Annotated in this window: 20 protein-coding genes; 11 read left to right on the forward strand and 9 right to left on the reverse strand. The window is 33.5% G+C overall.

What is annotated here, in order from left to right; translation table 11 throughout:
* Nucleotides 1-20 precede the first annotated feature (20 nt).
* From HM986_RS08440 to HM986_RS08470, 7 genes are all read left to right on the forward strand, one after another.
* Entirely contained in the window at nucleotides 21-629 is a 609-nt protein-coding gene (locus HM986_RS08440) for a hypothetical protein (protein WP_179334643.1), read from the forward strand.
* Between the two features lie 41 nt (nucleotides 630-670).
* Nucleotides 671-1717 carry a hypothetical protein gene (locus tag HM986_RS08445; RefSeq protein ID WP_179334644.1) on the forward strand — a complete coding sequence of 349 codons (1047 nt, stop codon included), beginning with the start codon at nucleotides 671-673 and terminating at the stop codon, nucleotides 1715-1717.
* A gap of 21 nt (nucleotides 1718-1738) precedes the next feature.
* Nucleotides 1739-2359 (forward strand): hypothetical protein, encoded by a 621-nt coding sequence (locus tag HM986_RS08450; protein WP_179334645.1) that lies wholly within the window; start codon nucleotides 1739-1741, stop codon nucleotides 2357-2359.
* Nucleotides 2360-2525: 166 nt separating this feature from the next.
* A complete protein-coding gene (locus tag HM986_RS08455) occupies nucleotides 2526-3050 on the forward strand; it encodes a hypothetical protein (RefSeq protein WP_179334646.1) in 525 nt (174 codons plus the stop codon).
* A 322-nt stretch (nucleotides 3051-3372) separates the two neighbouring features.
* Nucleotides 3373-4635, forward strand: a complete 1263-nt coding sequence (locus HM986_RS08460) for a hypothetical protein (protein WP_179334647.1) — start codon at nucleotides 3373-3375, stop codon at nucleotides 4633-4635.
* A gap of 90 nt (nucleotides 4636-4725) precedes the next feature.
* Nucleotides 4726-5628 carry a hemagglutinin protein gene (locus HM986_RS08465; protein ID WP_179334648.1) on the forward strand — a complete coding sequence of 301 codons (903 nt, stop codon included), beginning with the start codon at nucleotides 4726-4728 and terminating at the stop codon, nucleotides 5626-5628.
* A 25-nt stretch (nucleotides 5629-5653) separates the two neighbouring features.
* The gene (locus HM986_RS08470; protein ID WP_179334649.1) at nucleotides 5654-6580 is read left to right on the forward strand and encodes a T9SS type A sorting domain-containing protein; all 927 of its coding nucleotides are present in this window, start codon (nucleotides 5654-5656) and stop codon (nucleotides 6578-6580) included.
* Nucleotides 6581-6717: 137 nt separating this feature from the next.
* Here HM986_RS08470 and ribB read toward each other — a convergent pair whose 3' ends face one another.
* From ribB to pheT, 8 genes are all read right to left on the reverse strand, one after another.
* Nucleotides 6718-7869 carry a 3,4-dihydroxy-2-butanone-4-phosphate synthase gene (gene ribB / locus HM986_RS08475; protein ID WP_394354223.1) on the reverse strand — a complete coding sequence of 384 codons (1152 nt, stop codon included), beginning with the start codon at nucleotides 7867-7869 and terminating at the stop codon, nucleotides 6718-6720.
* A 32-nt stretch (nucleotides 7870-7901) separates the two neighbouring features.
* Nucleotides 7902-9905: an LptF/LptG family permease gene (locus tag HM986_RS08480; protein ID WP_179334650.1), complete on the reverse strand. Its 2004-nt coding sequence runs from the start codon at nucleotides 9903-9905 to the stop codon at nucleotides 7902-7904.
* A gap of 17 nt (nucleotides 9906-9922) precedes the next feature.
* Complete coding sequence (locus HM986_RS08485; RefSeq protein ID WP_179334651.1) at nucleotides 9923-10564, reverse strand: LolA family protein; 642 nt, start codon at nucleotides 10562-10564, stop codon at nucleotides 9923-9925.
* 60 nt (nucleotides 10565-10624) lie between these two features.
* On the reverse strand, nucleotides 10625-13066 hold the full coding sequence (locus tag HM986_RS08490) for an FtsK/SpoIIIE family DNA translocase (protein WP_179334652.1): 2442 nt from the start codon (nucleotides 13064-13066) through the stop codon (nucleotides 10625-10627).
* A 32-nt stretch (nucleotides 13067-13098) separates the two neighbouring features.
* Nucleotides 13099-13872, reverse strand: a complete 774-nt coding sequence (locus tag HM986_RS08495) for a M15 family metallopeptidase (protein ID WP_179334653.1) — start codon at nucleotides 13870-13872, stop codon at nucleotides 13099-13101.
* A gap of 121 nt (nucleotides 13873-13993) precedes the next feature.
* The gene (locus tag HM986_RS08500; protein WP_179334654.1) at nucleotides 13994-14362 is read right to left on the reverse strand and encodes a diacylglycerol kinase; all 369 of its coding nucleotides are present in this window, start codon (nucleotides 14360-14362) and stop codon (nucleotides 13994-13996) included.
* 7 nt (nucleotides 14363-14369) lie between these two features.
* Nucleotides 14370-14870: a thiol peroxidase gene (gene tpx, locus HM986_RS08505; RefSeq protein ID WP_179334655.1), complete on the reverse strand. Its 501-nt coding sequence runs from the start codon at nucleotides 14868-14870 to the stop codon at nucleotides 14370-14372.
* Between the two features lie 202 nt (nucleotides 14871-15072).
* Nucleotides 15073-17499, reverse strand: a complete 2427-nt coding sequence (pheT, locus tag HM986_RS08510) for a phenylalanine--tRNA ligase subunit beta (RefSeq protein WP_179334656.1) — start codon at nucleotides 17497-17499, stop codon at nucleotides 15073-15075.
* A gap of 270 nt (nucleotides 17500-17769) precedes the next feature.
* Between pheT and HM986_RS08515 the strand changes: the two genes are divergently transcribed.
* From HM986_RS08515 to HM986_RS08530, 4 genes are all read left to right on the forward strand, one after another.
* Nucleotides 17770-18984: a peroxiredoxin family protein gene (locus HM986_RS08515; RefSeq protein ID WP_179334657.1), complete on the forward strand. Its 1215-nt coding sequence runs from the start codon at nucleotides 17770-17772 to the stop codon at nucleotides 18982-18984.
* Between the two features lie 502 nt (nucleotides 18985-19486).
* Nucleotides 19487-19642 carry a YqaE/Pmp3 family membrane protein gene (locus HM986_RS08520; RefSeq protein WP_179334658.1) on the forward strand — a complete coding sequence of 52 codons (156 nt, stop codon included), beginning with the start codon at nucleotides 19487-19489 and terminating at the stop codon, nucleotides 19640-19642.
* Nucleotides 19643-19655: 13 nt separating this feature from the next.
* Complete coding sequence (locus HM986_RS08525; RefSeq protein WP_179334659.1) at nucleotides 19656-20297, forward strand: SDR family oxidoreductase; 642 nt, start codon at nucleotides 19656-19658, stop codon at nucleotides 20295-20297.
* 70 nt (nucleotides 20298-20367) lie between these two features.
* On the forward strand, nucleotides 20368-20928 hold the full coding sequence (locus tag HM986_RS08530) for a type 1 glutamine amidotransferase domain-containing protein (protein WP_179334660.1): 561 nt from the start codon (nucleotides 20368-20370) through the stop codon (nucleotides 20926-20928).
* Nucleotides 20929-21027: 99 nt separating this feature from the next.
* Here the strand turns inward: HM986_RS08530 and recG are convergent, their stop codons facing one another.
* Nucleotides 21028-23130 (reverse strand): ATP-dependent DNA helicase RecG, encoded by a 2103-nt coding sequence (gene recG / locus HM986_RS08535; RefSeq protein ID WP_179334661.1) that lies wholly within the window; start codon nucleotides 23128-23130, stop codon nucleotides 21028-21030.
* Nucleotides 23131-23186: the final 56 nt, after the last annotated feature.

Consider the following 23186-nt stretch of genomic DNA (forward strand, 5'->3'; position numbering starts at 1 on the left):
AAATTTTAAAGCAAAAAAACATGAAAAATTTAGTAATTCTCATTACACTAGTTTTTGCTCTATTGCCGCTAAAAGCGAGCAATGAGATCATCTATAAAAAAGATGCTAGTACAATTCTGAATTCTAATTTAGATACAGATTTAGATATTTTTAAAATTAAGCAGGATATAGAAACACGTAATAGAGTCTATTATATGACAGGTTCTTTTACCGTAATTAAAACACCCACTGGGCGTGAAAGTGATGTAGCGCATACAGTTGATATTTCTTTTCGTAATGCTACGATTAAATCATCAGGAGAGAGAAATAATTATATACAAGCAAATGCACAAGCCATACGCAACGATAATAATACTATTAATGAGTTTAGAATCTATATACCTCACGGTAGTGGAGAAGATGGTAGTGTAGATGAAAGAAACATAAAGGTAAATTGGAAAACTGGCTCTATTGAAGTGGTTGACAAACTGGACAATGTATCCATAATTTATAAAGAGCACACAATTCTGATTATTGGTACTATGGAAAAAAACGGATACACTATAGGAGTCAGTCTTGCTCTTGCTAAAAAACAAATTGAAATAACCCACGAAATTGAACCTCATAATGTACAACCTCGTAAAAATTGAAATACAAGTTCTGATTTAAACAAAATTTAAAAATTATAACCATGAAATCAAAAATATACGACTGTCAAACCAACTTTTTAACGATAAGTAAACCCAAATTAACACTATTAGTTGCACTTTTAATTACAGCATTAAGTTTTGCACAACAAGGCATTAATTATAAAGCGCTTATTAAAGACAATTTAGAAAACGTTTTATCCAGTCAGTCTATTAGTTTACAGTTTCAAATACGTGAAGCCACAGCAAATGGTACTGCCGTTTATACAGAAACGCATACAGAAACGACAGACGCTAACGGCATCCTAATTTTAAACATTGGTACTGGTACTACCGGTGACATATTTACGGATATTAATTGGAGCAGCAATGATCATTGGCTAAATGTACAGATTGATATTACAGGAGGTACTAATTATATTGATATGAGTACTACTCAATTTATGGCGGTGCCTTATGCTCTAGTAGCTAAAAATGTAGAAAATGAAATTTGGGATACCAATAATACAAATGCGTTTTATATTGAAGGTAATGTTGGTATTGGTATCAATTCTCCAATAAATCCTTTATCCGTACTTCAACCTACAGGCCATACCAATACTGTTAAAATTGAAACATTAGAACATCCTTCAGGAAAAGATCTTTTAGAGCTTATAGTTCCTCAAGGTTCTACAGGTGGTTCTCAATTTATAGAAATGCAGAATGGACCTGATATTGTAGCAGCTGTGAATAGTGATGGCTCGGCACAATTTAAATCGGTTCAATTTGGAGATGGTTCTTTGCAAACAACTGCTTATTCAGATGCTGTTGACAATGGCCCTATTGCCTATGGTACTATAAGTTCCACGGGATCGATACTCAGTGGAACAGGTAATTTTACAGTAGATGATACAAATGCACCTACTTTCTACATTAATGTAACAGGGTCAAGTTTAAGTCATACCAATAGTTCAGCTTCCATCACTCCATTATCTGGTCAGTTTAGAACGGCTAGTATTACACATTCAAATGGTGATCTAAGGGTCTATATTTTTAATTCTAGTGGAACACAAGTAGCAAACACATTTCAATTTGTTATTTATAAACTATAAATTTTTTTAAACATAAAAACCGTGAAAAACCTCATCACACTTGTCGCATTAGTTCTAATAGTCGCATGCAAATCGGAAACGAAAGAAAACAACGGCTCAACTGCAAAAAACGAAACAAAGCAAGAAGTCTCCAAATTAAGTAACTCTAGTGCAAATTACAGTAGCTTATTTGATACTTATACATGCGATATTGGTGTAGCTGAACTCGCTAAAGTGCTACAAATACCAGTTTCTAATATTACGGCACAAACAAGTAAAGCGCTAAACGAATGTCTTTTTAAAATCAAAGGTTTTGGTGATGGTCACGATAATACAGGGACTACATGGCGTTTAATGTCAGTGCCTAGTAGTAAGGGACAAAGCAAAAAAGAAATTGCAAACCTTTTAAAAGACAAAGCAGAGTTACCAAGCAGAATAGTTATGGGCAGAGATATCGTATTAGCAGATGCTGGCGATTGCTACATCGCATCTCAGCCAAGGCGAGGTATAGTACGCATATTAAATGAAAACTATGACAGCTTTATTGTTGTTACGTACCAAACTAAAGCTTCAGTACAAGGTAGAACAGCAGAACAGCACGATGCACTAAAACTAAAAGCTAAGGATTTGGCGAATTATTTGGTTACAACACATAAAAAATGACATTAAATCCTAGCATGTTACATAAGTCATAACATTTGTTACAACAGTAACATGCTAAAAATGAAGTGATTTATAATTTAGTGGTGTTAAAGAAATAGAAATAATGAGTTCTAAATAAATGAACAAATATTTAAAATTAATTAATCTATAAAAACCAATTAGCATTATGAAAAATTCAATTTTAATTTTATTACTACTAGTAATTTTTAGCTGTGAAACAGAAATTCCTGAAACAGATACAATTGATCCAACATTTAGTTTGCACCTCAAAAGTGCAAGTTTTGAACATACCTTCACGCAAGATGATGACTTTGATAACATTATACTCAGATTAAAGGACGATGAAGGTTATCAATTTTCTTTAACAAGTGTTGATGATGGTGGAGTGAGAATAGTTCATTGGCAAGTACCTGGAGATGACCATATACATTTTGACAATGCTATAGTAAACCCATGGACAATTAGAGATATATCGTCTGCCAGCAGAATGATTGAATTTTTAGGCGACCGAAATGATCCTTATGGAGCGGCTATAATCAATGGGAAATTCAGAGCGAAAGGTAATCAGGCATTTGTTATTTTCGGGATTTTTGTCTCTGATTTTGGCGGCGAATCTGCGAATTACAATTCCACCTCAATAGATTTGAATATAGCTATCGGTCCTTGGGAAGCAGAAGTTATTAACGATTAAACAGGTTTAACGATGCTAAGTAAGAAAAAGGATCATAAAAAATAAGGAACCTATGAACATTTGGTTTCAAAAAAAACAATGACAGCCCTAATTTTCAACTGTTCATCAATACTATTATTGATTTTATTCAACCTTTTATTATTAAGGTTTATCTGTAATAAAGATATAAACGAAAAATTGCAGCGAATGTTGAGTGCGTTTCCTCGTTTGATACAATTGAAATGTCAGTTCATAACCAATAACAATAGCTTTGGTTAAACCTAAAATAGAAAATCAATTTTTAACTATATAAATGTGAATTCACCTTTAAAAACAAAAAATTATGAAATCAAAGATTTACAATTACCAAAACGAATATATTAATATGTGTAAAACTGCAATGACATTGCTCATCGCGCTTTTCATCTCATTGGCAAGCTTTGCCCAAAGTCCTGGCATCAACTACAAAGCGGTTATAAAAGACGATAGCGGAAACGTTATGGTCAACCAAAACTTAAAGGTAAAGTTGGCCATTATAGATTTGCTTGATAACGTCGATTATGAAGAAACCCATACCACAACAACCGATGCCAATGGTATTATAATATTGATTATTGGAGATGGCACAGAAGATATTACAGGAAATTACTCTGATTTAGATTGGCCCAACGGATTTTATAGGTTGCAAGTAGATATAGATATAGCACCTTATGATAGTTTCATTACAATGGGGACTACCGCTTTTCAGGCGGTTCCGTATGCTTATTCCTCTATGGATAATTTATGGCAGCTATATGATGATAATGCTATTGCGCTTGCCGAAAATATAGGTATTGGCACAGATACTCCTACAGAGCTTTTACATATTTATAATGATGATAAAGCAGCCATTAACTTAGAGGTATCAAATTACACGGACCAAACCCAAATAGAGTTTAGAAATGGATCGGAAACCGGTTTTCATTCATTTTATAGAATTTTAAACCAAGACGATGATCTAAGATTTGAATTAGATACAGACCTTTCAGGTACAGGAGAAGGATATGAAAGCAAAATGACACTTTCTAATTCAGGATTGGAATTAGAAAATGGTACACGAATAAATGAGTTTTCTACTGATGGAACATTAGCTGGAAACAGTAATAATGCCATACCTACTGAAGCTGCGGTAAAAGCTTATGTGGATAATCGTGGTCAATCTAACTATTGGAAAAACGACAATCTAAATACAAATTATATTACTGCAACTAGTACATATCAACCTATAGGACCAGTATTAATAATTAATAAGGAATTTTCAGATTCAAACATTGAAGTCACGTTAAATTCACGAGTAAATGGTGGAGTTTTTTCTAGTCCCAGTGTTAATGGTATAAATTTTAAAATTCGAATTGATGGTATAGAAACTACCTTAGATAATATAGGTAGTATTATTGACTCAAATACGATAGACTTCTTATCAATATTTGCTGTTTTTGAAGGGCTTTCAGTAGGGTCGCATACGATACAAGTTTATGCTAGTACAGCTCCATTTGGGACTTCATCGAATGTTGGTTTAGATCCTGGAGGATGGAATGGCGCTATAATAGCAAAGGAAACTTTTTAATAATGGGTTTCTAAATAGTTAAAAAACTAAAATAAAAATTTAGTAATCAGGGGTATATATTTTAATAATAGAATTCAAACTTTATAAAAAATGAAACAGATAATTAATTTACTGATGCTCTTAGCGGTTTTACCACTAGCATCACAATCCATGGAAAAATTCAGCATCGATTCAGGAGGTGCATCAGTAACCGCAGGAGGTATTCAAATGCTTTATACCATTGGAGAAGTCAATGTACAAGAATTAAGTGCTGGAGGGATTTCGTTATCTGAAGGCTTTATAAATCCAGTGAGCTTAATGATAAAGCTAGATCCCAAAATATTTTTGGAAGGGCCTTATAGTGCTGGACAGATGAATGATGTTCTGCGTAGTACCGATAATATCCCAACATCAAGTCCTTATGTAGATAATGCCACCTGTAATGTTACGGTTTTTGATACCACAGGATCTAATGCCATAATAGATTGGATATGGATAGAGCTACGCGATAGTAATGATGGTATAACAGTATTAGGAGAAACGTCGGCACTTTTACAAGCCGATGGTGATGTGGTAGCTACGGATGGTATTTCGGTAGTAAATATCAATGTGTCTCCTGGAAACTATTATGTAATGGTTAGTCATCGTAATCATTTAGGAGTATTAACTGCTAATCCTATCAATCTATCAGGAAGTGCAACAGTGTTAGATCTTACTGCTAATAGTGTATTAGTAATGGGTGATGCAAATGGTATAGCCAATATGAGCGACGGTAATTATGCACTTTTTGCCGGTGATTTTGATGGAAATGGACAAATACAGAACAGTGATGCTGTTGGGGCATTACCATTTATTGGATTATCGGGATATTTAAATGCAGATATCGATATGAACAGTCAGGCACAAAATACTGATATACTCACTACATTAAACCCAAATATTGGTAGAGGTGAACAATATTCTAGCCGACAACTTTTTGCAAAACGTAAAACAACAACTGAAAATGATAATTAATAGTAACCTTAAATCAATAGAAATTATGAAAAACAATTACAGAAAAATTTTAACAACCATCTACTTTGCATTTATAGCTAGTATTGGAATGTATGCGCAAACTATTCAAATATCATTTGAAAATGCTCAAAACACTAACGATGGTGTAAACGATTTTTATGAAGTCGATGTAATGATTCAAACCCATGATGGTATGGCAGATTTTAAAATGGGAGCAGCACAATTCTATATTAACTATAATACAGATGCATTTGGGGTAAATATTTACGATGGTAATGACCAAGAAAATGATGGTGTAGAAATTACGTTTCCGAACGACGGAGATGGGCCATTAGAGGATTATATAGTAGGGCAGGGTATAGATGCACTACCAACTTTGAAAATCTATGGAACACTTCAATTAAATAATAATACGGATTTTAGGCTGTCGTATTCAAATCAACAAACATTTTCTTCAGGTACTTTTGCTGAAAATAATATAACATCAACACCAAAAAAACTCGTGCATATCAAAATGAAATATTTAGATGTAACTCAAGATCCTATGGTTGTTTTTGAAGACAATGAAGCGATAGTTGATATGGCAAGAGACCAATTTTTTACCGCTTGTGGTCCGACAGCTGTAACTGTTGCGGATGTTGCAAATTGTGCTGCAAATCCAGGTTCTCAAATAATTGATGCTGTATTTGTAAGTGAAGGTGCCACGTTATCTTTAGATGATATTGTAAGGTCAGAAGACGTAACAATTTATCCAAACCCTACCTCTCAATATATAAATATCAGTACAGCTTTAAATGTGCAAAACATTGAGGTGTACGATATTTTAGGAAAATTGGTTTTGGTAGTAGGTGATTCAAACCAAATAAATGTAGAGCAGTTTCAGTCAGGTATTTATTTGTTGAAAATTTATACTGATAAAGGGAAAGCGACAAAAAAGATAGTTATTAAATAGTATAAAAAACCTATCAATTTGTATAAAATGAGAACCTTGATTTATAATATAACTTGGTTCTCATTTTAATTAATGCCTATGTTTTCGAATTATATATCTTTCTTAAGATGATTTAATTTTTCTAATAAAATGCGTCTTTAATACTCTACATATTCAACAATCTCTAAACCATAACCAATCATACCAACACGTTTGGTTTGGAGACTGTTAGAAATTAATTTTAGTTTACTGATTTTTAAGTCGTGTAATATTTGAGCACCGATACCAAAATCTTTGGTATCCATTCCTAAACTTGGTGCTTTTATTAATTCACCTTCAACCTGACTCTCTTTTAACATAGGAAGACGTGTTAATAAATTCATGGACTCTGGTTGCTGATTAATAAAGATAATAGCTCCTTTCCCTTCGGTATTAATAACATTAAACATGTCATCTAATTTTTGATCTGCATTATTAGTCAATGCACCCAAAATATCACTGTTAACTAGCGTACTATTAACTCGTGTAAAAACAGGCTCGTCAGATTTCCATGTGCCTTTTGTTAATGCAATATGAACCTGATCGTTTGTTGTTTGTTGGTATGCACGAAGTCTAAATTTACCAAAACGAGTTTCCATCGTAAAGTCTTCCTTCTTTTCTATTAAAGAATCGTGCTCCATGCGGTAAGCTACTAAATCTTCAATAGACACAATTTTTAAGTCAAACTTTTTAGCTACTTTTAGTAATTGTGGTAAGCGTGCCATGGTACCATCTTCATTCATGATTTCTACAATCACGCCAGCAGGTTCAAATCCAGCTAAACGCGCAAAATCAATAGCTGCTTCAGTGTGGCCAGTTCGTCTTAGAACACCACCTTCTTTAGCAACTAAAGGAAAGATATGCCCTGGTCTTGCCAATTCAAACGGTTTTGTATCTGAGTTAACTAAAGCCTTAACAGTTTTTGCTCTATCGCTTGCCGAAATACCTGTGCTTACTCCGTTTCCTCTTAAATCTACAGAAATCGTAAAAGCCGTTTCCATTGGATCGGTATTATTGCGAACCATCATATTAAGGTCTAAATCTTCACAACGATGTTCAGTAAGTGGCGCACAAATTAATCCTCTACCATGGGTTGCCATAAAATTGATCATTTCTGGCGTTACTTTTTCTGCAGCAGCCAAAAAATCACCTTCATTCTCTCTGTTTTCATCATCTACAACAATAATAACTTTCCCCTGTTTAATATCTTCTATTGCTTCTTCAATAGTATTTAGACTGGTTTTTGAATTATTGGTTTTAGTTATCATCATAGTGCTTTTTTTTTGACGCTGCTAAGATACATTTATTTTATATTTTGAAGACAGCTGAGGTAGAAGTCTTGAGAAATTCTACTCCTAACAATTATGTAATTTAATGGGTAAAGTGGAAGTGTTAAGGCAAGAATTAAAGGATTAATTCGCTTTCCTTCTTGATTAATAGTTGTATAGAATTTTGAATATACAATAATGCCGACAATAACATATATGACAAAAAACACAAATGCTATGATACTTAAAGTTATGGCTGATTCGGCTAATTCTGTTAGCTTATTATTTTTGAATATAAAATGTAACACCAATAATATTCCCCCCACACAATAACTGATTAAGCTAGTTTTTGAATAATCGTTATAATCCTTGTGTAGAACTCTCGATTCAATCAGGGTGTCTGGAATTTCTAAACCTTCAGATTTTAAGCTTTCTAGTGAAATATTGCGATTCAATAAATTGTGTAGAGCTATTTCTTTAGGTTTTTTATCTAAAGTAAATTCATCTTGATTTTTAATAATATCAACTAATTCTTCTATTGGGTATTTAGAGTAAAAGTTATACACTTTGGTGTCACTCTCTGACAGTTGTAGTTTTTGCTTAGAATTAAATAATCGTCTAAGGGGTACAGTGATAATATCAAATTGAAAAACGCCTTTATCATTTGTAGCACGTGTTGTAAGATAAATACTTAAAGGCAGCATTACAGCAGTAGAAAGCCAAGATCCAATTACTGGATTAAAACTACCTTTCTCAGCACTATTTCTAGCAAAAATCCCGAAAAAATGATAGGTTAGGAATAGCACAATTGCAATAACCATTGGTAATCCAAGGCCACCTTTACGGATTAATGCTCCAAGTGGTGCCCCTACAAAGAACAGAATAATACAGGCAAATGCTAAAACAAACTTGTCTTGTAATGAAATTATGTGCTTGTTTATAAAGATTTGTTTGGTTTCTAAGTTCTTTTTATTCGAATCTAAAATTTGTCTTGTACTATTTGAAGAATTCAGCGCTAAATTAATAATCTGAATTTTTTGAGCCGTATTATAAAAGTGTAAGAGGTTTTTAGAAATTAAAGTCGAATCTTTTGGTTCGTTTATTCTTGTTTTGGAGGTGTCGATATTAACGTTTAATGATGCGAAGGTACTTCGATTGTATAAAGTGGTAGCTAAGGTTTCGTAGTCGTCTTGTCGGTTTTCTTGTAAAGTATCAATAACTTTATTTAACTGACTTACATTTAGCATATTGTATCTGTCGGTGTGATTCTTTTCATCCAAATCCTCATTGTTTAGTATTTCTAAATCTACATTAGTAATGTAGTTATCAAAATAACTTTTAACATGTGGTTTATTTTTATTCTTGCGGACATCCTTATTTATAACTTCTTCATAATAGTTTCCATTTAACAATTCGAGTTGAAGTATATTAGAATCGGGACTGCTTTTTAATTCGCCTCTTTCTGAAACGATAACTTTATAATTTCCTCGTCTTGTAGTGCTTTTTTCATGAATAACAACGTCTTCTAAAAACTGTCCACGATCACCAGATTTCTTAGCTACTTTTATATTAATATTTCCAATCTCATTAAATTGACCTTCAGCAATTGCTAAGGCAGGTTTCATTTTGGCGATGTTGCGTCTTAAGTTGTAAAAATTATATTCACCCCACGGAATCACATTATTCGCAAAAAAGAAGCAGCCAATTCCAAGCGCAACAATGAATACACTTAAACTTCGCATAGCGCGTTGCAATGAAATACCTGTGGATTTCATTGCGGCAAATTCATAGTTTTCTGCAAAGTTACCAAAAACCATTATTGAAGATAATAAAACGGTCAGGGGCACCACCAAAGGAATTAACTTTGGCATGTAAAACAAAATAAATTTAGCAGTCACACTAACGTCCAAATCTTTACCTGCAAGCTCAGCAATATAAAGCCAAACTCCTTGTAAAATAAAGATGAACATGAATATAATAAAGACGCTAAAAAACGTCTTTAAAAATGTGATAAGTATGTACCTATCTAATATTTTCACACAATTAAAATTTAGCCTTAATCTATTTTATTGATAAAGTAATCACTGTATTTACTTTTGTCAAATGTAAATAAGGTTTTTGATATAGGTTGGTCGCTTTTAAAAGAATTAACAGTTAATGTTGTTTTAGTTCCATTTTTACCAACTTCAATTAAATTGTAAATATGCTTAGTTGTGGCATCAATCCCTAATAAAACATGTTTTATTTCAGAATTAGTATCCATTGGACTAAGTTTTATATACTGAATTTTGCGACCTTTTATAGTCTGTAAGATATCCATTTTAAAGCTATAACCGTCTTCATAAAAGGATAACATTTTACTTGGTGTAATTGTGCTTTCGTCTTCTGAATTATCTGAAGAAATAGTAACTTCTTCATCTTCTGGACTAATAGTATATACCGTCTTTCCATCAAAAATACGGGTAATACCTAAGATATTAAGCTTGTATTTTTCACCCTCTATAACAACATCACCACGTGTTTCTTGTTTAATATTCTCGCTAACATTATTTAATTCATATTTAAAATCTAAACTAATATTTTTATAGCTTTTGATTTTTGAGCTGACTTCTTTTAATAACGATTCGGCTTTGGCATCATTCTGAGCGAAAGCATTGAATCCTATAGCGATACATGCGATAATAATTAATTTTTTCATTCCTTTTTGTTTCTGTTTTTATTGTAAAATAATATTTTTGTTACTTAGTGTAATGTTGTGTTACTGTTCATTATCTAACAACTGATCTAAGGATACTAAATCAGGAATTAAAACCTGACGCGCTTTACTTCCTTCAAAATTTCCCACAATACCAGCAGCTTCTAATTGATCAATAATACGACCTGCTCTGTTATAACCTAATTTTAATTTTCTTTGTAATAAAGAGGCAGAGCCTTGTTGTGCTGTTACAATGAGTTCTGCGGCTTCTCTAAACAATTTATCTCTGTCTGATATATCAATATCAAGATTTGTGCCACCTTCTTCACCAACGTACTCTGGAAGCAAATGAGCATCAGGATATGCTTTTTGAGAACCTATAAATTCTGTGATTTTTTCAACTTCCGGTGTGTCTACGAACGCACATTGAATACGGATAAGTTCGTTTCCTTGTGTGTAAAGCATATCTCCACGACCAATTAATTGATCGGCACCAGAACCATCTAATATTGTACGCGAATCAATTTTACTAGTTACCCTAAATGCAATACGTGCAGGGAAATTGGCTTTAATAATACCTGTGATGACATTAACCGAAGGCCGTTGTGTTGCGACTATTAAGTGGATACCAATAGCACGTGCTAATTGCGCAAGTCGTGCGATTGGTGTTTCAACTTCTTTTCCGGCTGTCATAATTAAATCTGCAAATTCGTCTACAACCAATACAATGTATGGTAAAAACGCATGACCATCATTAGGATTTAATTTTCTAGCTTTGAATTTTACGTTGTATTCTGCAATGTTTCTACAAAATGCGTTTTTAAGCATTTCGTAGCGGTTATCCATTTCTATACAAAGTGAGTTTAAGGTATTAATAACCTTAGTGTTATCTGTAATGATCGCCTCTTCACTATCTGGAAGTTTTGCCAAATAATGACGTTCAATTTTATTGAAAAGTGTTAATTCTACTTTTTTAGGATCTACAAGAACAAATTTTACTTCTGCAGGGTGCTTTTTATATAATAAGGACGTTAGCACTGCATTTAGACCAACCGATTTACCCTGACCTGTTGCACCAGCCATAAGTAAGTGTGGCATTTTTGCTAAATCGACAACAAACGTTTCATTACTGATCGTTTTTCCAAATGCAATAGGTAAATGCATCTCTGATTTTTGAAATTTTTGAGAGGCAATAACCGAGCGCATCGATACAATAGTTGAATTTTTATTCGGTACCTCAATACCAATAGTTCCTTTTCCAGGAATTGGCGCGATAATTCTAATTCCTAATGCCGCAAGCGATAGGGCAATATCATCTTCCAAGTTTTTAATTTTTGAAATTCTAATACCAGCATCTGGTACAATTTCATACAGTGTAACCGTTGGACCTATAGTCGCTTTTATACTCGATATACCAATTTTGTAGTTGTTAAGTGTTTCTACAATTTTGTTTTTATTTTCTTCAAGCTCATCTTGATCTATAGAGATACCTTCATTATCATATTTTTTTAATAAATCCAATGGAGGAAATTGATATTTACCTAGTTCTAGGGTCGGATCAAATTGTCCAAAATCTTCAACTAATTTATCCGCTAAATTATCTGATTCAGATTTTTCTTCTTCAACAGTTTCTACTTCAATTTTTAATTCGGGAGTTTCAATAGTTTCTTCTTTTGGCTTTTCTGTGACTTCCATTTTTAGCACTTCTACTTTCGGATCTTTAACTTCAGACTCGGGTTTAGAATGCTTAGTTATTGTAGGTTCTGCTTTTTTAAGAGGAATGTCTAAAACAGATTTAATAGCCTCCGCTTCTTCAGTTAAACTATTATCGAAAATAGGAGTGGGCTCAGTTGTTGATTTATCGGATTGTAAATCTTCTTTAATTGAACTTTTTGCACTTTTAAAACTGTTGACTATCGTCTCTCCAGTGATCTTAAATCGAATAGCCAAATAGGTGATCAGACCAAACGTTAATAAGAGAATTGTTCCAATTTTACCGATGTAATCTTGAAAGAATTGATTCATCTCAAAACCAATAGTGCCACCAATAAAATCATATTTATGGGTGAAGAATCCGAAAAGAATTGATAACCAAATGACGATTAGTGTTCCCCAAATCCAATGTGTTCTTAGTTTTGATTTACTTAAATTTAATGTGACATAAACACCTGAAAGAAATAATAGACCAGCAAAAATAAAGGATGGTAAACCAAAGCCTTTAATAATAAAAAATTCACTTACCCAAGCTCCAAGCTGACTTGCCCAATTTTTGTATTCATTAGAGCGTTCTGGGAAATTATGAAGCACACTTTGATCTTCCTTACCCGTAAATACAAAGGATAAAAATGAAATAAAGAGGAGTGCTCCTAAAATAATAAGGAAACTGCCAAAAATTAGTTTTTGCTGATTAGACAATTTTAGGGACGGTTTTTTAAACTCCCTTTTTGACTTGGTCTTTGGTGCCGCTTTAGTGGTTGTTTTCTTTTTTGATATTTTTTTTGCCATGCTTACTTCCCACGACAGTGGGAATCTTTCTTTTAGTTGTAATTTTTTGCTTTTATAGAAATCCCATTGACGTAGTCTTCTATAATATGTAATTCTTTTGCTGTGTCAAAACCTTTAAAATCGCTAATATCTTCAATTGTGATATTAGAATTGTAAAACTTTAAATAATGGTGTGCTAATGGTAAATAAGACCAATGCCATTTTTCTAAATTGTAACCTGTTCTACCATTGTCTTTAGTCGTATAAACTTGGTAAAATCCAAACTGATTAGCATTTGCATTTAGCCAATCATAGATTGTTTTCCCTTTTCCACTGCTAAAATACGAATTACTTAAACTATTTAGGTCTAAATCCGTACCCCAATGATGACGAGAAGAACTTGGCATAGAACTGTATTCTAAAATTTTCTGAGCACGCTTTAACGGCTCAAGATTAGAATAGGTATTCCATTTGCGTTCCCAAATCGCTTTTTGTTCATTAAAATTTCGTGTTCCAGATAAGATATGTAATATAACTCCCTCTTTTTTTGCAGCATTATACATGTCTAAAAAGGCTGTATAAACTGACTTATTAAGATATAAGGTTTTAGCCGAATGTTGAGCACTAACTTTAGTAAATGTAGAATCTGTTTTATAATCAAATTTTCCTAATACCAATATTTTTGTAATGGGTACACTTGGGGCTTCATTAGTTTTTAAAGTATCTGTTTTGGCTATTAGGAGGTCTGTAGAACTATTTTTTTTGTCTTTTTCATCGCAACTGAACAGCGCTAATACAATTGAAAACGTCACAAATAATGATTTCATCTTAAGGCTTAAAAGTGTTGTAGGTTTTGAATGGAACAAAAATACAAATATGAAACGTTTCTATTCTCGATTTTGGTATAGAAACGTAAATTTAAAGATTGGGTATTTTAACTAACCTGTCTTAAATAAACTTAGGAATATAAATAATACTAGCAATTATAACTGCGACTATAGAGGCAATAAAAACAGCTCCTGCAGCCACATCTTTTATGAGACCAATTTTTTCGTGATATTCAGGGTGAATAAAATCGGCAATGGCTTCAATTGCAGTGTTCATGCCTTCAACACTCATAACTAAACCAATCATTGTAATTTGGGCAATCCATTCTGTTTTCGAAATATCAAAATAGAAGCCAGCAATGGTAACAACTAAAGCTATGAATAGTTGTACTTTAATACTGGCTTCTGTTTTAATAAGTATAACCATGCCTTTAAAAGCAAAACCTACACTTTTTAATCTATTAACTAGAAAAGATTCTTTTTTGGGCATGCAATAATTATGCTAAACTTGCTAATGCACTTTCGTAATTAGGCTCATCTTTAATTTCAGCAACTTGCTCAGTATATAAAACGGTACCGTCTGTATCAATAACGACAATACAACGCGATAATAAAGGTGCTAAAGGTCCTGTTTTAAAAGTGATACCGTAATTTTTTCCAAAATCTCCCGTTTTAAAATCAGAAAGACTTTCTACGTTATCTAAACCTTCAGCTCCACAAAAACGAGCTAAAGCAAATGGTAAATCTTTAGAAATACATAATACCTTAGTGTTGTCTAATGCGCTTGCTTTTTCATTAAATGTTCTCACAGATTGTGCACATGTACCAGTATCAATACTAGGAAAAATGTTTAAGATTAATCGATTACCTTTATAATCTGCAATTGATTTAGCAGATAAATCGGTTGCTGTAAGTGTAAAATCGGGTGCTTTTTTACCATCTGCTGGTAATTGACCTATAGTTTCTATTGGATTTCCCCCTAATGTTATATTTGCCATAATTTATTTTTTTGTTTGTTAAAAATACCAACTTTTAAGCGCATTACTCTTAAATTAAGAAAAATATTTAGAATTATTATTTGAATTGATTATTACGTAAAATGCATTATTTCGCATTTGCAATTAAATTTAAAGCGACGGAACATATAAAAGCCCTTAATCATAATGTTTAAGGGCTTTTTATTTAGATAATTATTAATTGTTATCTTAATTCAGCACCCAATTTAGTTTCAAAATTAGATTGCAGCTTAGACATAATTTTATCAATCTGTTTATCATTTAGTGTTTTGTTTTCATCTTGAAATATAAAACTCACGGCGTAACTCTTTTTGCCCTCAGGTAAATTTTTGCCTTCGTAGACGTCAAACAAATTAACGTTTTTGAGTAATTGTTTTTCGGTCTGTTTGGCTATGGTATCAATATCTTCAAAAGTAACTTTGTTATCCAACAACAAAGCAAAATCGCGTCGAATAGAAGGGTATTTAGAAATAGGACTATACTTAATTTTATTATGTTTTGCCATTTCAATAACATTATCCCAGTTAAAATCTGCGAATAATACATTCTGAGAGATGCCAAAATGTTTTAATATCGATTTTTTTACCAATCCGAAGTCCACTAGTTTCTTCTTTCCAATAGAAAAACTCATGCCTTCACTAAAAATATCTGACGTATTTGGAGTCGATTTTAAACGTGATAAACCTAAACGCTGTAAAATCACTTCAATAGTCCCTTTTAGATAAAAGAAGTCACTTGGATATGCAGCTGCATTCCAACGTTCTTCTGTTTTGTTTCCTGTTACAAATAATGACAAGTGTTTGTGTTCTTCTCGCGCTTCAGTGTATTGATGATAGGTTTTTCCGTATTCAAAAAGTTTTAAATCGTTGCGCTTTCTGTTAATGTTATGTGCTACAGCTTCTAATCCTGAAAACAATAATGACTGACGCATTACTTCTAAATCACTACTAAGGGGATTTAGCATTTTAACATTATGATCGGCATTTAAGTCCTCACTCAATTCAACATACTTTGGTGTTGTTAATGAGTTGGCCATAATTTCATAAAAGCCTTGAGATGCTAATTGGTTTCCTATAATATTCTGAAGTTTATAATCTTCAAAACGCGATGAATTAGAAATAGAAGCATTCAACTTTTCTGTAGTAGCTATATTATTATAACCATACACTCGCAATATTTCTTCAATAATATCAGCTTCACGCTGAACATCGTTTCTGTAGGCAGGGACTGTTAATCCTAAACCAGCTTCAGTAACATTGTTGACTTTAATCTCTAAAGAGGATAAAATACTTTTTATGGTTTCTTCAGGAATCGTTTCTCCAATTAGTTTTTTAGCATTGTCAAAACTCAATCGTACTTCAAAATCTTTTATTTTTTTAGGGTAAGTATCTACAATATCACTTGTAATTTCACCTCCTGCAATTTCAAGAATTAATAAAGCAGCACGTTTTAGGGCGTACTCAGTAAGATTAGGATCAATACCACGCTCAAATCTAAATGAAGAGTCTGTATTTAAACCATGACGTTTCGCTGTTTTACGAACACTAACCGGATTAAAATAGGCGCTTTCTAAAAAAATACGTGACGTATGTTCTGAAACACCAGAATCAATACCTCCAAAAACACCTGCAATACACATTGGTTTATTGGCATCGCAAATCATTAAATCTTCCTCATGTAATTCGCGCTCAACACCATCTAATGTGGTGAATTTTGTGCCTGCTTCACAAGTTTTAACTTCAATTTTATTGCCTGAAATACGATCTCCGTCAAAAGCATGTAAGGGTTGTCCTAACTCATGTAAAACATAATTGGTAATGTCAACAATATTATTAATAGGTGATAAACCAATAGACTTTAAGCGGTTTTGTAACCAAGCTGGCGACGCTTCAACTTTAACTCCCGAAATAGTGACACCACAATAGCGTGGTGCTTTTTCGTAATCTTGCACATCAACATCAACCTTGTAAGCTCTGGCATCAACGTGGTAAGAACTTACAGATGGGGTGATTAACTCCAAAGAAACTTCCTTCTGTAATAAACCTGCTTTTAAATCTCGCGCTACACCATAATGGCTCATAGCGTCCGCTCGGTTAGGAGTTAAACCAATTTCGAATACTTCATCGTTTTCAACCTTAAAAAGCTCTGCAGCCAGTGTACCAACTTTTATATCAGCATCTAAAACCATGATACCATCGTGCGATTCTCCAAGACCTAATTCGTCCTCGGCACAAATCATTCCATGACTTTCTTCTCCTCTAATCTTCCCTTTCTTAATGGTCCAAGCTTCACCTTCTGCGGTATATAGCGTTGTGCCAATAGTTGCGACAGGTACTTTTTGTCCGGCAGCCACATTTGGCGCTCCACAAACAATTTGAATAGGAGCATCCTCTCCAATATTTACAGTTGTAACCTTTAAGCGGTCTGCGTTTGGGTGTGGTATGCACGTAAGAACCTCGCCCACAACAATACCTTTTAATCCGCCTTTTACAGACTCGTAAGAGTCAATACCTTCTATTTCTAAACCTAAATCAGTAAGTAATTCGCCTGTTTTTTCAGCGTTCCAATCGGTTTTTATAAACTGTTTAAGCCAGTTGTATGAAATCTTCATTTTTTCAATTTAGTGAAGCTACAAAGATAGTAATAGTTGATTTGTAATGAAATGTCAAAAGGATAAAATTTAGAATTGATTTTAACATGATAATATTGGAAGTGTTAAACGATAAATACGATGCGCATAAAGATGCTAAAGTATAGCGTGTTTTTATTGTTTTTAATGATGACTTACAATGCTTGTTAACTTATTTTTTTTGCTTTTTATGGAGAAAAACATTCTAGATTTACGATTTTTAGCAATTAAATTAGAGTAGAAAAGTAAATTATGAAAAACCTTATAGGCATTTTAGCCATTATCTTGTTGTCTTCTTGTAAATCTGAAACCAAATCCAAAACTTTAAAAGTCGGCTCGTATAGAGCGATTATTGAGGCACAAAATAATGAAGAAATACCATTTGTTTTTGAAGTGGCATCTGCAACCCAAATGAAAATTTTTAATGCTGAAGAAGTTATTGATGTCAGTGAGATAACGTATAAAAATGATTCAGTTTTTATAAAATTACCTGTATTTGAAGGTTATATCGCGGCTAAATTTGAAGGTGATAATTTAAAAGGTAGTTTTATAAAGGAAAGTTTAGATCGCACTGTGCCGTTTGCTGCAGACTTTAATGAAACTAGGCGTTTTGAAGCACACTCAAAACCATCACAAAATAGTACTGGTATATGGGAGACCGTTTTTAGTAAAGGGATTGCTGACGACGAATATATTGCTAAAGGCATATTTAAACAGGAAGGAGATAGAGTCACCGGAACCTTTAGAACAACCACAGGTGACTATCGTTTTTTAGAAGGAGTTATGGATGGGGATAAACTGAAGTTATCTACGTTTGATGGTGCTCATGCTTTTTTATTTACTGCAACAGTTACAGATTCTACCATGGAAGGTTATTTCTACTCTGGCAACCATTGGAAAGAACCTTTCGTTGCTGAGCGAAACGATACTTACGAATTACCAAGTGCAAATAATTTGACATTTATAAAAGAAGGTTATGATGGTATTGATTTTGAATTTCCAAATACCTCTGATGTGATAGTGTCTCTAAACGACGAACGTTTTAAAGATAAAGTTGTGATTGTGCAAATTATGGGAACTTGGTGCCCAAACTGTTTAGATGAAAGCAAATACTACGCACAATATTATAAAGAGAATAAAGCTAGGGGAATTGAATTTGTAGCCCTAGCATTTGAGTATGCGAAGACTAAAGAAGGTGCTTTTTCTCGTATAGACCGTTTGCAAAATAATGTTGGTATTAATTATCCTATACTTCTGGCTCAATACGGAACGTCTGATAAAGATAAAGCACAAGAGAAATTACCAATGTTAAACCATGTGTTGTCGTACCCAACCTCCATTTTTATTGATAAAACAGGGAAGGTGCGTAAGATTCATACTGGCTTTAATGGACCTGCAACTGGTGAAAAATATGTTGATTTTAAGGCTGAATTTGAAACGTTTGTTAATGGACTTTTAAAGGAGTAGGACGAAGGTTTGGTTATTGGTTATGGGGTCTTTAGATTGTTGTTTAATGTTGTTAATGATTAATAGACATTATAGGATTACAATTATATGGTGTCTTTAGTATTTCGAAATTGTATTTTCCTGAAATTTTAAATCGGTCTTTTGATAATTATATATTAGTTTTTGAAACAAAATTATTAGGGTTTTTTCCAGCTGCCTTGTTTTAGTAGGACTTCAAAAAATGTTATTTATCTAGTAGTATTCGCAATTAATTCAGAATGCTGAGTACTGTGCTTTAGGTTTATAATCACTGATTCTTTATTTGCAAATAAGAAATCAGTATTTCTCAAATTTATTATTGAAGAATCTCGAGTTAGGAACAACTTCCCTAAGACTTGTCTTCGCTTCACAATTGTAATCATTTAACATTTTGTTTAATCAATATGCGCTAAGATAATTATTAAACAAGTCAATGATTTTAAGGTGTTAGCTCTAATTTTGTAAGGAACCAAAAAACAAACAAATGTCTTTACTAACTATCATATTATCGATTCTCTTGCCACCATTGGCTGTAATTTTAAAACACGGTTTAGGAACCGAATTTTTAATTAGTCTTTTGCTTACCCTTGTAGGTTGGTTGCCGGGAGTTATTTATGCATTTTATGTGAATAGTAAATAAAAATAAAACATCTATGGAAAATATATTAGTAGCTGGTGCCAACGGAACCACAGGAAAACAGGTGGTTAACCTTTTAAAAGCATCGCAATACTTTAACCCGGTTGCTATGGTTAGAAAAGAAGAACAGCAAAAACAATTTAAAGACGACGGAGTAGAAACCGTACTTGCAGATTTAACTGAAGATTTAACGCATGCGGTAAAAGGCATTGATAAAGTGATTTTTGCTGCGGGTTCTGGCGGGAAGAATGTTTTGGAAGTCGATCAGGAAGGAGCAAAGCGTTTGATGGCCGTTTCTAAAATGGCGAATATCAACAGATTTGTAATGTTGAGTTCTATGGGAGCAGATGAACCCGAAGCTTCAGAAGAATTACAGGAGTATTTAAAAGCCAAGCAAAATGCGGACGAACATCTTAAAAATAGTGGACTTAAATATACAATTGTAAGGCCTGGATCTTTAACTAATAATGAAGGAAAAGGAACAATAGAATTAAAAGAAAAATTAAATAAGCGTGGTGAAATTAGTAGAGCAGACGTGGCGCAAACCCTCGTGAAATCTTTAAATGATGATGCTCCGTATAATACCACATTCGAAATCATAGAAGGTAACACTTCCATTGGTGAAGCCATGAGTGAATTTCAATCGACTGTTAGTTAGGTTTTACCTATGTAAATTGAATTTTAATAGAACAAAACAAAATTTAACACGAATTAAAATTAAGATTAAAATGGAAAATTTAAATAAGAAAACAGTAGCTATATTAGCAACAAATGGATTTGAAGAAAGTGAATTAAGAGAACCTAAAAAGGCCTTAGAAGATGCAGGTGCAGAAGTGCATATTGTATCCTTAGAGTCTGGCGAAATCAAAGGTTGGGCAGATGGAAATTGGAGTAACTCATATAAGGTAGATAAAACCTTAGAAGACGTAAGTCAAAAAGATTACAATGCTTTAGTATTGCCTGGAGGACAAATTAATCCCGACGTATTACGTAAGAATACGTCTGCAGTATCCTTTGTGAAATCCTTCTTTGAAAACCATAAACCAGTTGCTGCCATATGCCATGCACCATGGTTGTTAGCTGAAGCAGGTGTTTTAAAAGGTCGTAAAATTACATCATACGATTCTATAAAAACGGATATGATTAATGCCGGAGCTAATTGGGTAGATGAAGAAGTGGTGGTGGATTCAGGATTAGTGACTAGTAGATCGCCTGAGGATTTACCAGCGTTCAATAAAAAATTAGTCGAAGAAGTCTACGAAGGTAAACACGAAGAGCAAGTAGCTTAATATTAGATATTTTGCTTTGATTAAGAAAGAGAAAAGAGACGTTATGAATGTCTCTTTTTTTTGTTTCAAATTGAAATATTAAAATGAGTATTCAATGGGTTATGAAATATAATTCCAAATATTACGAAACTTACTCATTTGTTTATAGGTATGAAGTATGACACTGTGTTCTGGCGACACTAAGCTAGGATCTAATTTCAGGATGTTTTTAGCATAATAACGCGATTGCTCTAAGATATCCTTGTCTTTTACAATATCGGCAATTCTAAGGTTTAAAACACCACTTTGTTGGGTGCCCATAAGATCGCCTGGTCCACGTAATTTTAGATCAACTTCAGCAATTTCAAAACCATCACTGCTGCGAACCATGGTTTCGAGTCTGGTTTTACTATCTTGACTCAGTTTGTGGCTTGTCATTAAGATACAATAACTCTGCTCAGCACCACGACCAACACGTCCGCGTAATTGGTGCAATTGAGATAGACCAAAGCGCTCCGCACTTTCAATAATCATAACAGAGGCATTGGGAACATTAACTCCAACTTCAATAACGGTTGTGGCGACCATGATTTGAGTTTCGCCTTTTACAAAGCGTTCCATTTCGTAATCTTTATCGGCAGGTTTCATTTTGCCATGAACAATTGAAATCTGATAATCTGGCATTGGAAACTCGCGCGACACACTTTCGTAACCATCCATTAAATCTTTATAATCCATGGTTTCATTTTCTTGAATTAATGGATAGACGATATAAATTTGACGACCTAAAGCGATTTCATCCTTCATAAATTTGAAAACTTTCAGTCGGTTATTATCAAATCTGTGAACCGTTTTTATAGGTTTTCTTCCTGCTGGTAATTCATCAATTACAGAGATATCCAAGTCGCCATAAACAGACATGGCTAAAGTTCTCGGAATTGGAGTAGCGGTCATTACAAGAATGTTTGGCGGAAGGGTATTTTTGTGCCACAATTTTGATCGTTGCTTGACTCCGAAACGGTGTTGTTCATCAATAATAGCGAGTCCTAAATTCTTAAATTTCACCTTGTCTTCAAGTAAAGCATGAGTGCCAATTAGAATCTGTAAATTGCCATTTTCTAGATTTTCATGAATGATTCTTCGTTCTGAAGTTTTGGTTGAGCCCTGTAGTAGTGAAACACTGATTCCTAGTGGTTTGCATAACTCACTTATTCCTTGGTAGTGTTGAGCTGACAAAATAGCAGTAGGTGCAATTAGGCAACATTGAAAACCGTTGTCAAGTCCCATGAGTATTGACATAAAGGCAACTATGGTCTTTCCGGAGCCAACATCTCCTTGTAAAAGGCGATTCATCTGTGCATTACTGCCTAAATCGTGTCTAATTTCTTTTAAAACACGTTTCTGTGCATTGGTTAATTCGAAGGGTAAATGGTCTTTGTAAAAGGTGTTAAAATAGTCTCCTACCTTATCAAAAGTAAAGCCTTTTATTTTCGATTTATGAATAAGGTTTTTGATAATTAACTGCAGCTGAATGTAAAATAATTCTTCGAATTTTAATCGAAATTGGGCCCTTGCTAACAGCTCTGGAGTCTTCGGAAAATGAATATTAAAAAGCGCTTCGGATTTGGAAATTAATTTTAATTCAGCCATAACTGAATCGGGTAATGTTTCTACAAAGCGACCTTTGGTTTCCAAAAATAATTGCTGCATAATATTGGTCATTACTTTATTTGTAATGCCTTTATTAGATAATTTTTCAGTTGATGGATATATGGCTTGCATGGCTGAGCGCAGATTGCTTTCGTGCTCAGATTGTAATTCAATTTCAGGGTGTGGCATGCTATATTTACCACTAAACCAATTCGTTTTTCCAAAGATTACATAGTTTTTTCGTGGTTTTAAACTCTCTCTAATCCATTTTTGACCTCTAAACCAGACGAGTTCCATCATACCTGTGTCGTCCCTAAAGTCTGCTACTAAACGTTTACCTCGCTTTTGGGCGACTTCTCTAAAACCTGTAATTTGTCCAATTATTTGAACTTCTGCATTGTTACGTTGTAATTCGCTGATTTTATAATGTTTAGTGCGATCTATATACCGATTAGGAAATAGATTAATGAGATCTTGGTAAGTTTGAATACCCAATTCCGAGCGCAATAAGTCTGCACGGTTGGGGCCAACGCCTTTGAGATAATCGATGGGAGTTTGTAAATTCACACTCATAATTGCGAATTTACCAAATTCCTGCGAACGTAGGAATCTCATCTTATGAAGAATTC

The organism is Winogradskyella costae, assembly GCF_013403865.1.
In the GTDB taxonomy this organism is placed as follows: domain Bacteria; phylum Bacteroidota; class Bacteroidia; order Flavobacteriales; family Flavobacteriaceae; genus Winogradskyella; species Winogradskyella costae.

Bases quoted from the DNA above. Each gene is read 5' to 3' on its own strand.
- HM986_RS08440 (WP_179334643.1), top strand. From the start codon at position 21: ATGAAAAATTTAGTAATTCTCATTACACTAGTTTTTGCTCTATTGCCG.
- HM986_RS08445 (WP_179334644.1), top strand. From the start codon at position 671: ATGAAATCAAAAATATACGACTGTCAAACCAACTTTTTAACGATAAGT.
- HM986_RS08455 (WP_179334646.1), top strand. From the start codon at position 2,526: ATGAAAAATTCAATTTTAATTTTATTACTACTAGTAATTTTTAGCTGT.
- HM986_RS08460 (WP_179334647.1), top strand. From the start codon at position 3,373: ATGAAATCAAAGATTTACAATTACCAAAACGAATATATTAATATGTGT.
- HM986_RS08465 (WP_179334648.1), top strand. From the start codon at position 4,726: ATGAAACAGATAATTAATTTACTGATGCTCTTAGCGGTTTTACCACTA.
- HM986_RS08470 (WP_179334649.1), top strand. From the start codon at position 5,654: ATGAAAAACAATTACAGAAAAATTTTAACAACCATCTACTTTGCATTT.
- ribB (WP_394354223.1), bottom strand. From the start codon at position 7,869: ATGATGATAACTAAAACCAATAATTCAAAAACCAGTCTAAATACTATT.
- HM986_RS08485 (WP_179334651.1), bottom strand. From the start codon at position 10,564: ATGAAAAAATTAATTATTATCGCATGTATCGCTATAGGATTCAATGCT.
- HM986_RS08490 (WP_179334652.1), bottom strand. From the start codon at position 13,066: ATGGCAAAAAAAATATCAAAAAAGAAAACAACCACTAAAGCGGCACCA.
- HM986_RS08495 (WP_179334653.1), bottom strand. From the start codon at position 13,872: ATGAAATCATTATTTGTGACGTTTTCAATTGTATTAGCGCTGTTCAGT.
- HM986_RS08500 (WP_179334654.1), bottom strand. From the start codon at position 14,362: ATGCCCAAAAAAGAATCTTTTCTAGTTAATAGATTAAAAAGTGTAGGT.
- tpx (WP_179334655.1), bottom strand. From the start codon at position 14,870: ATGGCAAATATAACATTAGGGGGAAATCCAATAGAAACTATAGGTCAA.
- pheT (WP_179334656.1), bottom strand. From the start codon at position 17,499: ATGAAGATTTCATACAACTGGCTTAAACAGTTTATAAAAACCGATTGG.
- HM986_RS08515 (WP_179334657.1), top strand. From the start codon at position 17,770: ATGAAAAACCTTATAGGCATTTTAGCCATTATCTTGTTGTCTTCTTGT.
- HM986_RS08520 (WP_179334658.1), top strand. From the start codon at position 19,487: ATGTCTTTACTAACTATCATATTATCGATTCTCTTGCCACCATTGGCT.
- HM986_RS08525 (WP_179334659.1), top strand. From the start codon at position 19,656: ATGGAAAATATATTAGTAGCTGGTGCCAACGGAACCACAGGAAAACAG.
- HM986_RS08530 (WP_179334660.1), top strand. From the start codon at position 20,368: ATGGAAAATTTAAATAAGAAAACAGTAGCTATATTAGCAACAAATGGA.
- recG (WP_179334661.1), bottom strand. From the start codon at position 23,130: ATGAGTGTGAATTTACAAACTCCCATCGATTATCTCAAAGGCGTTGGC.